The sequence below is a fragment of the Nostoc sp. genome (genome assembly GCF_036917135.1).
Taxonomy (GTDB): Bacteria; Cyanobacteriota; Cyanobacteriia; order Cyanobacteriales; family Nostocaceae; genus Nostoc.
Genome location: NZ_JBALEA010000005.1, coordinates 1 through 14,252, shown reverse-complemented (window position 1 = coordinate 14,252; position 14,252 = coordinate 1). Strand labels below are relative to the sequence as shown.

Annotated in this window: 12 protein-coding genes; 5 read left to right on the top strand and 7 right to left on the bottom strand. The window is 42.6% G+C overall.

The annotated features are described in order from the left end of the window. Positions 1-152: 152 nt before the first annotated feature. The gene (typA, locus tag V7K50_RS01070; RefSeq protein ID WP_334956421.1) at positions 153-1,943 is read right to left on the bottom strand and encodes a translational GTPase TypA; all 1,791 of its coding nucleotides are present in this window, start codon (positions 1,941-1,943) and stop codon (positions 153-155) included. A 402-nt stretch (positions 1,944-2,345) separates the two neighbouring features. Here typA and V7K50_RS01065 point away from each other — a divergent pair, with 402 nt between their 5' ends. The 3 genes from V7K50_RS01065 to V7K50_RS01055 all read left to right on the top strand — a co-directional run bounded on the left by V7K50_RS01065 (position 2,346) and on the right by V7K50_RS01055 (position 6,742). Further along, positions 2,346-3,689, top strand: coding sequence for a serine/threonine-protein kinase (locus V7K50_RS01065; protein WP_334956419.1), 1,344 nt, complete (start codon positions 2,346-2,348; stop codon positions 3,687-3,689). A gap of 71 nt (positions 3,690-3,760) precedes the next feature. After that, positions 3,761-5,200, top strand: a complete 1,440-nt coding sequence (locus V7K50_RS01060) for an ABC transporter substrate-binding protein (protein ID WP_334956417.1) — start codon at positions 3,761-3,763, stop codon at positions 5,198-5,200. 489 nt (positions 5,201-5,689) lie between these two features. Beyond that, positions 5,690-6,742, top strand: coding sequence for a hemerythrin domain-containing protein (locus V7K50_RS01055; RefSeq protein WP_334956415.1), 1,053 nt, complete (start codon positions 5,690-5,692; stop codon positions 6,740-6,742). A gap of 80 nt (positions 6,743-6,822) precedes the next feature. On the opposite strand, the gene V7K50_RS01050 is transcribed toward V7K50_RS01055, so the two are convergent. The 5 genes from V7K50_RS01050 to V7K50_RS01030 all read right to left on the bottom strand — a co-directional run bounded on the left by V7K50_RS01050 (position 6,823) and on the right by V7K50_RS01030 (position 11,844). Then, on the bottom strand, positions 6,823-8,007 hold the full coding sequence (locus V7K50_RS01050; RefSeq protein ID WP_334956413.1) for a M20 family metallopeptidase: 1,185 nt from the start codon (positions 8,005-8,007) through the stop codon (positions 6,823-6,825). A 225-nt stretch (positions 8,008-8,232) separates the two neighbouring features. Further along, complete coding sequence (locus tag V7K50_RS01045; protein ID WP_334956411.1) at positions 8,233-8,796, bottom strand: pentapeptide repeat-containing protein; 564 nt, start codon at positions 8,794-8,796, stop codon at positions 8,233-8,235. Between the two features lie 461 nt (positions 8,797-9,257). After that, positions 9,258-11,018, bottom strand: a complete 1,761-nt coding sequence (locus V7K50_RS01040) for a serine/threonine protein kinase (RefSeq protein ID WP_334956410.1) — start codon at positions 11,016-11,018, stop codon at positions 9,258-9,260. Positions 11,019-11,142: 124 nt separating this feature from the next. Further along, the gene (gene rpsU / locus V7K50_RS01035; RefSeq protein WP_012407716.1) at positions 11,143-11,331 is read right to left on the bottom strand and encodes a 30S ribosomal protein S21; all 189 of its coding nucleotides are present in this window, start codon (positions 11,329-11,331) and stop codon (positions 11,143-11,145) included. A 189-nt stretch (positions 11,332-11,520) separates the two neighbouring features. Continuing rightward, positions 11,521-11,844 carry an RNA recognition motif domain-containing protein gene (locus V7K50_RS01030; RefSeq protein WP_334956408.1) on the bottom strand — a complete coding sequence of 108 codons (324 nt, stop codon included), beginning with the start codon at positions 11,842-11,844 and terminating at the stop codon, positions 11,521-11,523. 416 nt (positions 11,845-12,260) lie between these two features. Here V7K50_RS01030 and V7K50_RS01025 point away from each other — a divergent pair, with 416 nt between their 5' ends. Both V7K50_RS01025 and V7K50_RS01020 read left to right on the top strand, forming a co-directional pair. Beyond that, a complete protein-coding gene (locus V7K50_RS01025) occupies positions 12,261-12,599 on the top strand; it encodes an ABC transporter permease subunit (RefSeq protein ID WP_442944531.1) in 339 nt (112 codons plus the stop codon). A gap of 103 nt (positions 12,600-12,702) precedes the next feature. Next, positions 12,703-13,695: a phosphonate dehydrogenase gene (locus V7K50_RS01020; RefSeq protein ID WP_334956406.1), complete on the top strand. Its 993-nt coding sequence runs from the start codon at positions 12,703-12,705 to the stop codon at positions 13,693-13,695. Between the two features lie 7 nt (positions 13,696-13,702). Here the strand turns inward: V7K50_RS01020 and V7K50_RS01015 are convergent. Next, positions 13,703-14,252 (bottom strand): HEAT repeat domain-containing protein (locus V7K50_RS01015; protein ID WP_334956404.1); only part of this gene is annotated, 550 nt, incomplete at its 5' end.

The window sequence follows — 14,252 nt, the reverse complement described above, 5'->3', positions numbered from 1 at the left end:
TATGAAGGTAGTTCTGGCAAGGGTTGTAGAGCTATTGTTTACATAACTTTACAACGTGTCCCATTTTGCACGTATCCCGGCTGTACCCCTAAATAACAAAACAAAAAGCCCGCATCTGCGGGCTTTTTAAATCAATTAAGTTATTGCTTTACTTACCGTTTTGCCAACTTCTTCGACATCTTCCGCAGGCGAATTGATTGCGGTGTAACTTCCACCAATTCATCGGCAGCGATGTATTCCAAAGCACGCTCTAGGCTCATGTCTATCGGTGCTTGCAGTTGCACCAATTCATCCCCACCAGCAGCCCGGTGGTTGGTTAATTGCTTGGTCTTACAGATATTTAGTTCCAAATCTTGAGAACGAGTGTGTTCTCCCACGATCATACCTCTGTAAACCTTTGTACCGGGAGTAATAAAGAATGCTCCTCTATCTTCGGCATTTCTCATGGCGTAGAAGGTAGAAACGCCTTCTTCAAAGGAGATTAAAACGCCTTTGTTACGGGCTTCAATGTCACCACTCAGTTGACGGTAATCTAAGAAACTGTGGTTCATGATGCCTTCACCACGAGTCATCCGCATGAATTCACCCCGGAAACCAATCAAACCACGGGCGGGAATCACAAACTCTAGTTGGGTGCGATCGCCACTACCTGGTTGCATATCTTGCATTTCGCCTTTGCGTTGTCCCAGGCGTTCAATACAGCTACCCACACCATCAGCAGGAATGTCTAACACCAAGAGTTCGTAAGGTTCGCAAGGTTGACCGTTGATTTCACGGTAAATTACCTGTGGCTGAGATACCTGAAACTCGAAGCCTTCCCGACGCATGGTTTCAATTAAGATACCTAAGTGGAGTTCTCCACGACCGGAAACGAGGAATTTATCGGGAGAATCGGTTTCTTCGACACGCAAAGCCACGTTGGTTTCGAGTTCGCGGAATAGGCGATCGCGTATTTGTCTTGATGTCACCAACTTGCCTTCTTGACCTGCAAAGGGCGAATCATTCACCCAGAAGGCCATTTGCAAGGTTGGTTCATCCACTTTAATTAGTGGTAAAGCTTGCGGATCATTGGGGTCAGTAATCGTTTCCCCAATATAAGCATCAGCAAAACCAGCCACCGCCACAATATAACCTGCGGTTGCTTCTTCCATGTCTATGCGCTTTAGTCCTTCAAAGCCCATCAACTTGGTAATTTTACCCTTGACAATGGTGCCATCTTCTGTAATTAAAGCTGCTTGTTGTCCTGAGCGGATCGTACCGTTGTGAATTCTGCCAATCACAATCCGTCCCAGATATTCAGAATAATCTAGGGTTGTGACTTGTAATTGCAGAGGCTTAGTGCTGTCGCCCACTGGTGATGGAACGTGTTGCAGAATCGCGTTAAACAGGGGTTGCATATCTACCGATTCTGCTTCCAAGCTTTCTTTGGCGAAACCTGCCATACCGGAGGCAAACAAATAGGTAAAATCACACTGGTCTTCATCTGCCCCTAATTCCAAGAACAGATCCAAAACTTTATCAACAGCAACGTGGGGGTCAGTTTGTCCACGATCGATTTTGTTGATGATAACGATGGGGCGCAGCCCTTTTTCCAAAGCTTTTTTCAGCACAAAGCGGGTTTGGGGCATAGGACCTTCATTGGCATCGACAATCAGAAGACATCCGTCAACCATGCCGAGTACACGTTCCACTTCGCCACCAAAGTCAGCGTGTCCAGGAGTATCAACAATATTAATTAGTGTTTCTTTGTAGTGAACGGCTGTATTTTTGGACAGGATAGTAATACCCCGTTCCCGTTCTAGGGCGTTGGAGTCCATAACGCAATCCGGAACGTCTTCGCCTTCGCGGAAAATGCCGGATTGTTTGAGGAGTGCGTCAACCAGGGTGGTTTTGCCGTGGTCAACGTGGGCGATAATTGCGACGTTGCGAATTGGGAGCGTCATAGAAGCTTTTGGTGAACTCTAGAGGGGGTTTTAAGATTTACATTTGAATACTAGGCTTTCTTAACAGAATTAGGTATGATTAGCAAAACTCTGTAAAGAACCTTTAATAATTCTAGCGTAATCGTCACAATTGCGGTGAGGTTTGTCAAGCCCACAATAGCGAGAAGTGTGGTAATTGCGGTGTCCCTAGTATGAAAGTTTGTAATAAATTGGTTATTCTGTAACAGAACGTATTTAGACCCCACCTAAAAACTTAGCTATTACTTCTTTGTTGGTTGGATATGCGAAGATTTGGCACCAATTACAACAAGTGTCTATGTAGAAACGTTGCAGTGCAGAGTTTCTACTGAATTTAAGGTATATTTTAAAAATTAATAAACTGACAGCAATAAAATAATTATTATGATCTGCTGCCTAAATCCCAATTGTGAGAATTCTCAAAATCCTGAGGGGACAAATTACTGTCTCAGCTGCGGGACACCATTGGTATTGCTACTCAGAAATCGTTACCGCATAATCGCACCATTAGGTAGAGGAGGGTTTGCACGCACTTATGTAGCAGAGGATATAGACAAGCTAAATGAACAATGTGTTGTTAAGCAACTGGTTCTCAGTCAATTCTATGGCAGTCATGGTACTGATGCACATCAAAAAGCAACTGAGTTGTTTGAACGAGAGGCTAAACGTTTACAAGAACTAGGGGAACATTTGCAAATTCCCAATTTGTATGCATATTTTAAGGAAGGTGAATATTTGTATTTAGTGCAGCAGTTTATCCAAGGGCAAAATCTGTTGCAGGAGTTAAAACAATATGGGGCTTTTGATGAAGCGAAGATTCGATATTTTTTAAATGATTTATTATCTGTGCTGGTAGCCATACATCAACAGCAAATAATTCACCGAGATATTAAACCAGAAAATATTATTCGCCGTCAGAGTGATAATAGGTTAGTAGTAATTGATTTTGGAGTTTCAAAACAAAAAGCGGAAACTTCAAATACTGCACTTGGAACAATTATTGGTTCATTAGGTTATGCACCAATTGAGCAGATGCGATTGGGCAAAGTTTTTCCTTCTAGTGATCTGTACAGTTTAGGCGTAACTTGCTTTCATCTGCTAACAAATATTTATCCCTCGAATTTCGGCTATGGTTGGACTTCTAGTTGGCGACAGTATTTGATACAACCCATAAGTCATGAATTAGAGTTGATTCTGGATAAGTTACTCCAAGAAAATCATGAACAGCGTTATCAGTCTGCACAGGCTGTATTACGAGACTTAAATAATTTACTACCACTAAGGCAGACATTACCTCCTACAGTCATTTCACCTCCTTATGTATCACAAATTCAACATAAAACAACTGGATATCTACCACGATTGTCTAATCGTAAATTCTTCTCGGGAGCAATAATTGCTGGATCAGGTAGTTCATTTTTAGCGATCGCACTGATCAGTTTTTTAGGATCTAGTTGGATTAGTTATGGATTGTGGTTGCTAATTTTAGGGGGGATAGTCTTTATTCAATCTCGGTCGCTGGGGGAAAAAATTTATTTAATTGCGATCGCTATCATAGCAAATTTACTCAGTGTTTTGACTTTCCAAAATCGGCTAACCAATATTCTACAATCTGGTATAAATGGACTTTTAGTTGTAGGGTTGCTAGTTTTTCTTGCAGGTTTATTAACAGTTATTATTGTGGGTATATCGGAAATAATAAACAAACTTCTTTCTAAATATTTTTAAATCTTTAGTCTAGGTTAATTTTCAGCTACATCTTAAGTTTTGAGCAACTTTGTATAATTAAGGAATTATTTATGACAAACAAAAACGAAAACTTGAAGCTGCTTATTTCTTTGGGGCTGGCTGGAGTAATGGTAGCACCTATTTGGTGGTTAATTACCAAGCTTTCTTCTCCTAATCCAGACAACAACCCAGGTAACGGAATATCTCCATCTCCTTCAGTTTCACTGACAGATAAGCCTTCTACGTTCATTAGTTTGGGTACAAGTATTTTGGTGAAAGTAGAAACATCCTCTGAAAAAAAAGATGGAGTTAAAGCTTTTGCTGATAAAGATTTTCCCAGTGCGGTAGAAAAATTTACTGCATCTCTGAAAAAAAATCCCAATCAGGCGGAAACTTTAATTTATTTGAATAATGCTAAAATTGCCAAAGCTAAGTCCGAAGTTCTAACAGTTGCTGTTATCGCACCAACTAACTTTAATATTGGCGTAACACAAGAATTTTTACGTGGTATAGCTCAAGCTCAAGATGAAGTTAATAATCAAGGCGGAATTAATGGTAAAAAATTGCAAATTGCGGTTGCAAGTGTTGAGGATCAAAAATATTCTGCACAGCTAGATGATGAATTAGTTCAAGACAATAGTCTTGTAGCCGTAGTCGGTGTTAGTCTTAATCCCAGAATTTATAATGACAAAGGTTTGGTGTTAGTGTTTCCTGTCGAACTTCCAGGTCAAACTCAAAGTTCAGTAAATAGTCAGCGTGATCCTTCCAAAAATAATTACTTATTTCATGTAAATCCGCCTTATGATAACTTAGTAAAAACTCATGCTAAATACATTGCTGAACAAGTAAAAAATATTGCTATTTGTGGCGATTTTCCTAGGTCAACAAATAATCCAATTCCCTCACTTAATCCGAAACTTGTAAAACAGTACACTGAAGCTCTGGAATCCTATGGAAGTAAGATTCTTAGTACACCTTGCTATTTGTCAGGCAAAAATAATTTCGACTATAAAGCTTTTGTGAATAAAGCCATAGAAGAAAATGCCAGTGGTTTTTTACTAATACCTTCAGTTGATAACATACCTTTTGCCACCAAAGTCGGACAAGAGGTTGGAAGCAGAAAACTACTCTTTGGTTCCGAAATTATGTACAGTCCAAAAACTTTACAAAATGGAAAGGATATCGAAGGAATGGTACTACCTGTGTATTGGCACCGTGATGCTAATAAAGAATTTGCGAATAAAGCCTTTGAACTTTGGAACGCACCGGTAAATCAGAGAACAGCAGGAGCTTATGATGCACTTCAAGTAATTATCACTGGCTTGAAACAAGACAACACCCGCGAAGGCTTGCAAAAGGTACTGTCTAATCCTAATTTTTCAACTTCTGGAGCTACGGGACTGATTAAGTTTTTGCCTTCAGGTGAGCGCAAAACCGAAGCAGAAGCTTTGCTAGTTAAAATTGAGCCTTCTGGAACTGGTTATGATTTTGTCCTCTTGAAGAATAAGTAATTTTTTAACATTACAGCTATTTTCAGATAAATAGACCAGGCGGTGGGGGCACAGCAATGCTGTGCCCTTACGATAGATGTGGTTGAAATACATGAAAACTGCTGTAAGAGGGTGTTTGAAAAGTCCTCTTGTCAGTATCAAATATTTTTTTACCCCACCCTAACCCTCCCCTTATAAAGGGGAGGGTTAGGGATTTTCTTGTTTCCCACCTTTATAAGGGGGGATTAAGGGGGGTAATAATTCGATTAAAATAACAGCCAACCACTTTTCAAACATCCTCTAATCATCATCCCAGAGATATAGAGCAGTATTCAGAATAAATTTAAGCGATCGCTCCGATTCATATTTTTATTTTACAACACTAAACTTGATGTTTCTCTACCCATAGTTGTGAGAGCGATCGCTCAAAAGAAAGATGGAATCTCCCTAACCTCTGTGTCAAGGTTATAGCAAGTAATAATTATGAACACTTTGCCAAGGAGAACACAGATGGTAGCTACTTTAGATGATACGAAGCGCAATGCTATTGCTGTAAAATTGGCAAGCATTAAAGCACTGCAACAGCTGGTCATAGAAAATGAGCAATTGCTTTTGAGCCAAGGACTTGATGCTGAGATTGCCGATCGCATTCGGAATTTCATCAAAGATGACGAAAAAAATCTTGGCGTTCTGGAAACTGTAATTGGTCAGTATGGAATTCAGGCTGAACCCAAAAAAACTGTTACACAATTCATTGAAAAAGCTAGCGAATTGTTCAAAGGTTCTGAATTAAGCCTCTATGAAAAAGTATCTCAGCATGAATTACTCAAACATCAACTAGTAATGAGTGGCTTGATAGTTCACAAGGCTGCTCAAAAAGTTGGTGCTGATGTGTTGCTAGCGATCGCACCTTTGAATACAATTAACTTTGAAAACCGCGCTCACCAAGAGCAACTCAAAGGTATTTTGGAGATTCTGGGCGTCCGCGAACTCACTGGACAAGATGCAGATCAAGGTATTTGGGCGCGAGTCCAGGATGCTGTGGCCGCAGTCAGTGGTGTGGTAGGTAGCGCTGTTACCCAAGCTAGTGACAAAAAGGATCTAAATATCCAAGATGTCATCCGCCTCGATCATGGCAAGGTAAATACCCTGTTTACTCAACTGCTACAAAGCAATGATCCCCAGAAGATCCAAGAGTACTTCGGTCAAATTTACAAGGATTTAACAGCCCATTCTGAAGCTGAAGAAGAAGTAGTCTACCCAAGAGTACGTCCTTTCTACGGTCAAGATAACACTCAAGAATTGTTTGATGAACAAGCTCATGCAAAGCTGGCCTTAGAAGAAATTAAGGCTCTCAGCCCATCTTCACCCCTATTCAAAGAGAAAGTCAAACAGCTATTGGAAGCTCTCGGCGATCATATTCGTCAAGAAGAAACCACAATGTTTGCTGCCATTCGCAACAACTTAAGCACTGAGCAAAGTGAACAACTTGCTACTGAATTCAAAGCTGCTAAGACTCGAATTCAAGAAAAATTGGGTGTTGTTACTGAATCGAATGTATAGGATGCTTTCGGGCTTTCTATATCCGCTAAAAAAGGTTAGTTAAATAAAACTCCCAGCACATAAGCGCTGGGAGTTTTTGTTTATAAATTTTGCTGACAGTATTTATAAGCGGTATATGCCATAGTTACAACCCCGGTGATAATTGCAGATTCATCAACTTCAAATTGGGGATGGTGTAATGGGTGATTAATGATTCTTTCTTTGTAGCCTACACCCAAGCGAAACATCGAACCGGGGGCGTGTTCCAAATACATCGAAAAATCTTCAGCACCAAGGGAGGGTTCGGGTAAGACTTGAACGCGATCGCTACTCCAAGCTTCTTCGGCGGCTGACTGTAACAATTGCGTCAAGGCATAATCATTTTGGACGCTGGGTACACCCTGGCGATAATTGACTTGACAGTTTGCTCCGTAGGTATGGCAAACATTAGATACAATGTTTTCAATCCAGTTTGGGAGATGGGCGCGGGTTTCGGGATGGAGCGATCGCACGGTTCCCAATAACTGCACTTTATCTGCAATTATATTCGGCGCTCTCCCACCATTAATCTTCCCTATACTCAATACTACCGGGCGTAAGGGATTTTGCGTCCGACTGATGGCTTGTTGCAATGTCGTAATGACTTGGCAAGCAATCCAAATTGCATCAATAGCCTCATGGGGACGCGCCCCGTGCCCAGATTCTCCCATAATCAGAATTTCTAAATCATCAGCTGCGGCTGTCAATGCCCCGTAACGCACACCAATAGAGCCTGCGGGTATAGAAGGGAAAACATGAACCCCTAATAAAGCTGAGACATTTTTCATCGCCCCATCTTTCACCATCCAGCTTGCCCCTTGAGCAATTTCTTCGGCTGGCTGAAATAAAAACCGCACTTTCCCGCCCAATTCCTCTGCCAGTTGGGACAGCAGCATTGCGGTTCCTAACCCCACTGTGGTGTGTACGTCATGACCGCAAGCGTGCATAACACCATCTGCGCGAGAGGCGTATTCCAAATTGGTGCCTTCTTGAATTGGCAAGGCATCCATATCGGTACGAATTGCTAATAAACGGTCATTTTGGCTAGTGCCTTGGAGTTCTCCAATAACGCCCGTTTTGCCAACTCCTTCTTGTACGTGCAGACCACTGGAAGACAAAACACCAGCGACAAAGGCTGCTGTTTGGTACTCTTGACCGCTCAGTTCTGGGTGAGAGTGGATGTGGCGGCGAATTTCAATTAAGCGGGGCGCTAGTTTTGCTGCTAAGTCTTTAATACGGGTAAGCATCAATTCAATTAATCTATAGGCTTTTTTCCCATGATAAAGAACTGTTAACAAACAAAATGCTTTTGCTATACAAGGATCGTTAAGAACAAGCAGGGGGCAGGGGGCAGGGAGGGGGCAGGGGGCAGGGGGCAAGGGGCAGGGGAAGATGAGGGAGATGAGGGAGATGAGGGAGATGAGTTAATAACCGATGCCCGATGCCCGATGCCCGATGCCCAATCCCCCAGTTTATTTTGAATAACAGGTTGTGCCTGGAGTATTTTCGGATTTGAACTGGTTACATTCTCTGGTCTTTTGACGCTCTGACGACCAGTTATAAAGCATATCAGGGGTGACAACACCATTAGCCAGAGTTGTTAGTCGGAAGTTAGCCCCCCGAAAATTAGTAAACTGTAATTTGGCATCTTTGAAGTTTGCTGCTTCTAAATTGGCGCTGATGAAACCGGCATAAGACAGATCGGCATTTTCCAGGGATGCTGATTTCAAATTTGTTCCTGTAAAGGAGGCACCAGTGAGATTCGCCGAATTTAAAACCGCACGTTCTAAATTTGCACCTGTGAAATCGGCGTTCGTGAGATTAGCTTGAGATAATGTAGCGCCACTCAAATCAGCCCCTCGTAAATTTGCTCCAGTTAGATTCAGTTTACTTAGGTCAGCACCACTCAAATTACACCGGGGACACGCACTTGTTGTCTTCAACTGATCGAAGTCTAGCTGATTTAATGCAAAGGCTTGGTCTGCAAACCCGAAACAAGCTAAAAGGGCTATGGTAGCAGCAATCTGAAGTTTCATATTTTTTACTGATATTTACAAAAATGACAATTTACGCACATCGCATACTGTCATACTTACATATACTGCTTCTCTCAGGAACAACAGGGATGAAGCATTGATTAAGAAGCTGTAAAAATACTATAAATTCTAATGGTAAGACTACTCAAACTAAAATATAGGCTATAGAATCGAGTTGTTAGGAACTATACCGAACCAATTATAGACTACCATATATGTGATCCCCCTAGCTCGATGAAAAATACGACTAGGGGGATCTTGTTTTTAGGTATTGGGCATTGGGCATGGGGCATGGGGGAGAATCAATAATTACCGAAAAATTGGGTTTAAAGCCCCGTCGTTCTACGACGGCTTTTCTTGTAACTAATAAGTAATAAGTTTTACTCATTACTTATTACTCATTACTCATTACTTATTTACCTCATCTCCCCCTGCTCCCTGCTCCCCGCTCCCTACCTTCTTCATCGCCATCCCAAAAGGCGCAATCCAGGGACAATTAAGTAATAACTCACTCCTAACCAGAAGCTGATAAAGAAGCCCACAGAACCAAAAAAAATCAGAGGCTTGTATAACTCTGACCAACCTGGCTGACTAGTAAATTGGATGATCGGAGGTGCTAACTTCAAAAGAATCAAAATTGCATAGGCGATCGCACTACCAAAGGCAGCGAACACAGCGTACACTATATGATGGCTGCGAAGCCCTAAGCTCAAGGTGAGTAGGCAAGCTGCCACTAAAATCACTGCCACTAAGCCCTCGCCACTATCTTTTGGTGTGATTAATTGCAAAATCAACCAGCCGAAACCATAGCTAATCACGCCCATCAGGGATGCTACTAAAAACCGCCGTCGTTGACCAAAACACCCGGATACTGTCAGTCCCCATGCGGTTCCCCAGCCTGCTGCAATGAATATCAAAATATCTGCCCCGAAGACGGGTTGAGTATTTGGCACTAATTGGTTTAGCTGACTGAAAATAAATTCCACAACCCGCCGCCCGAAGCTGGTGTGATAGGCCAAAATAAAACCAGCGATCGCACCAAAACAAGCGCCGATACTACTCAGGATCATCGCCCAAATCGTCGCCAAACAAGCTTGAATAATTTTGATGATTGTCTGAGCGATGAAAATAACGGTTTTAATGACAGCTTGGCTAAAGTTAGCTAAAGCTTGTTCAATAGCTTGTGTTAGCAGTGTAAATCTCTGGGAAGCTTGCGTTGAGACTTGCTTAATCTGGTCTCGCAGTTGGGCAAATAATCCTGGTGGCGGTAATGGTTGAGAAATCTTCGCCAAACGTTTTTGAATTATAGCTGCATTTGCTGGACGCGATCGCACATCCTCCTGCACCATCTCATCCAGCAAATCTGCTAGTTGCGGGTTGACCTTCACCGCAGTTCGCCAGCGCAATTTCCCTGTTTGCTGATCTTCCAACTCTAGCGGGTATTTGCCTGTTAGTAGTTCAATCACCGTTCGACCAAGGGCATAAAAATCGGCACTTGGCCCGACAATACTTCCAATCACTTGTTCTGGTGGACTGTAGCCAGAAGAAAATAAGCGGGTGGAACTAGACTGAGAACGCAACTTAGAGGGGCTAAATTGTTTTGCCCCGCCAAAATCAATTAGTACTAGGCGATCGCCCTCTGTCTGCCCTTGAGGTGGCGTTACAGATGGTAAAGATGTACCCAGCATTAAATTAGAAGGTTTGATATCCCGGTGAATAATCTGACGTTTATGTAATTCCTGTAAAATCTGTAGAGCTTGGGCAAACCAGTTTAAAACCAAATTCTCTGGACAACCTTGGGGAAACTTTTTTAATATCTCCTCCAAAGTCCGCCCATTGATTTTTTCCATTACCAGACAAGGCAGTTGGTGCGCTTTGGGATTAAACAGGTTGACGTGAAAATATCCATCGCCATCGACTGTAGGGACACCAGAATGCTGCAAGCTAGATAAAACCGCCGCCTCTTGGGTAAATAATTCCAGTGCCTTTGGCGAATCTTCCACCAACACTTTCAGTACTTTCTCGGTTTGAGTTTTTTCATCCCAAACCGTATAAATTTGAGCAAATCCTCCCGATCCCAATGGCTGAAGTGGAACATAGCGGTCTAACAGCTCTAGCGGTGCGCCACAGCTGTTGCAAAATTTGTTTCCCCAAGGCTGAGGATAAGGACGTTGACAATCAGGATTGATGCAGTGAACCGCCCTCTGAGTGATGTGGGACACAACCGCTACAATACAAAGGCTGACTTGATTTTAGCGTTTCTTTAGGTTTCCTGATTTTAAAATAGGCAAAAGGAAAACCCTCATAGCTTTTATGAGGGTTTTTCTTTATATCTAAAATCAGTCCTTAATTACGAAAACTTCTCTTACTCTGCCTATGCTTGGCAACTTCTTTGCGCTTGCGTTTTTCTAAGGGCGTTTCAAAATGACGATGCTTTCTCATGTCTGGAAAAATTCCAGCCTTGGAAACTTCTCGCTTAAATCGTCGTAAGGCTGACTCAATATGTTCATTGTCACCTACAATTACTTGGGTCATTATCTCTCCTACTAAGTTGACTTCAACAATGGCTATGGAGGCATTCAGGAGTGCTGAGTAGCCCAATAGATAAATCTAGGGGATTGAAATAAGGACGGTCACTCAGCACTGCTTCGGTAACATTACAAAAAAAAGACAGACTCCTTGTCTGACCTTAAGACTCTAGGTAAATTTTTTTTGTTTCCAAGGTTAGTAGCGGTTGCGTCCGCCGCCGCCGCCGCCACCGTATCCTCCTCTGTTACCACCAAAGGAACCTCTATCGCCTCTATCTTCCTTGGGTTTAGCCTTATTTACTTTCAGGTCACGACCCATCCACTCAGCACCGTCGAGAGCTTCAATGGCAGCTGCTTCTTCAGCATCAGTTCCCATTTCCACAAAAGCAAAGCCTCGCGGACGACCTGTTTCACGGTCGGTAGGTACTTGAACTCGCTTTACAGTACCGTATTCTGCAAAAATACCGCTTAAATCCTCTTGTGTAACATCATAAGAGAGGTTACCTACATAAATTGACATCGATTCTCTCCAAAATCATCACTGTGTAGAGATTTTAATTTCTCTGAGAAGTCTGTAAATACTAAAAGGAAAAAGCCTTTCAATACTAAAATCAAAGACATCACTAAATTAACTCTCCTAATCATAGGATGACATACGAGCCAACTCTCTGCATCCAGTAGATAGTTAACAGATAGTTAACTAGTGATGCGATCGCACCTAAGCGATCGCCCGCCCCAACCTATCCTAAGTACAGCCCAGCGCAAAAAAGGGTTGAAAATAGAAGAGGATAAATTTTGTAGGGTGATAAAAAATCAGACATACAGGGGCGAATCTTTAAATATCCGAATTGAACATTTGACTGCATTAACCATGAAGCATTACTCCAAAATTTTAATATGAAAGGCAAAGTCAGGCAACAAATATAAAGCGCTGACTTGTACTTCTTTGCAGAATACATCCAACTGGTTAACGAAGCACCACTAGAAGCAGCACGAGGGGCGGGAGCCAACAAGGTGCAAGTGATCTACGACGGGATTTTGCCGCAGGTGTTACCGCAAATGATCGATCTGACCCTTTATCGATGGGAATATAATTTTCGTGCCTCCACGGTGATGGGAGCGGTAGGGGCTGGTGGCATTGGGTTTGAGCTAATTGGCACACTTCGCCTGATCAATTATCGGGAAGTTTCAGCAGTGCTGCTAGTAATTTTGCTGATGGTAATTTTGGTTGATAGTAGTTATAGCAATTATCGTTTACGTGAGGTTCACCCGTAGGGGCACGGCATTGCCGTGCCCCTACACCTCGTGATGTAACGTTGTACTGCATCTGAATGGGAACCGCTATATCTCAGGAAACGTTTAGTGTAGGAGGTTGCTGATGAAACCCAAAGTTGTAATTACCCACTGGGTTCACCCGGAAATTATTAGAAATTTAAGTGAGTATTGTGAAGTAGTTGCAAATCCAACCAGAGAGACTTTACCGCGTGAAGAAATTCTCAAGTTGGCACAGAATGCTGAAGCTTTGATGGTTTTTATGCCAGATAAAATCGATGGGGCGTTTCTGAAAGCTTGTCCAAAACTGAAGATAATTGCCGGAGCATTGAAGGGTTACGATAATTTTGATGTTGATGCCTGTACCCGTCAAGGTGTTTGGTTTACCATCGTCCCTAGCTTATTAGCTGTGCCAACGGCTGAGTTGACTATTGGATTGATTATCGGGTTAGCCCGTCAGATGCTACCAGGCGATCGCTTGATTCGTCAAGGCAACTTTGCAGGTTGGCGATCGCATCTATACGGTATGGGATTAGCAAATCGGACACTAGGAATTGTTGGTATGGGCAGTCTAGGGCAAGCCCTGGCTCAAAGGCTTTCCAGTTTTGAAATGAACTTGATTTACACCGATGCGATACCTTTATCCAAGGAAAAAGCAGCAGCTTGGTGTTTGTCAGAGGTTTCTCTAAATACGCTATTGGCAACCAGTGATTTTGTCGTGCTAATGGTTCCTCTGCAACCAGAAACCTTTCATTTGATCAATAAGACATCTTTAGCACGGATGAAACCAGGGAGTTTCTTAATTAATCCGTGTCGCGGCTCAGTAGTTGATGAAATTGCGGTTAGTGATGCTTTAGCCTCTGGACATTTAGCAGGTTATGCAGCCGATGTCTTTGAACTAGAAGATTGGGCCCGTAGCGATCGCCCCTCGCAAATTCCTCCATCTCTATTAGAGAAACAAGACCAAACCTTTTTTACTCCCCATTTAGGATCGGCGGTGGATGATTTACGACGCGACATTGCTCTAGAGGCATCTCAAAATATTTTACAAGCTTTACAAGGTCATTTCCCTCAAGGAGCAATTAATTGTCCTAGTTGAAACTTTTTTACTTCTCTAATTCTGCCAACTTCTCTTGAGCAAACTTTCGCACTTCTTCATCTGGGTCATTCTCTGCTTTGTCGCGCAACAGTGGTAAAGTTTGGGGATGTTGAGGAAATTGCTTGATAATTATCTCCAGTACAACCCGTCGAGGGTTGGTTTCATAGTCTTTTTTACGCTCAAAGGGTTCATTGACAGCGCAGTTGTAGTAAATTTCAAACAACTCAGATTGATTTCTGAAGTGTTTGGCTAATGCTTGGATGGCTGCACCTCGCCCATACTCATGATTATCAGCAGTGGCGCGGTCTTTGAGAAACGAGCGCGTGTCCGGGTCATCTGGGAAATTACTGGTTAATGCTTGGATGGCTGCACTTCGCACATTTCCAGAATTATCAGCAGTGGCGCGGTCTTTGAGAAACGAGTGCGTGTCCGGGTCATCTTTGAAATTGCTGGCTAATGCTTGGATGGCTACATATCGCACATTCCCTTCATCATCATGAGTGGCGCGGTCTTTGAGAAACGAGCAGGTGTCTGGGTCATCTTTGAAATTGCTGGCT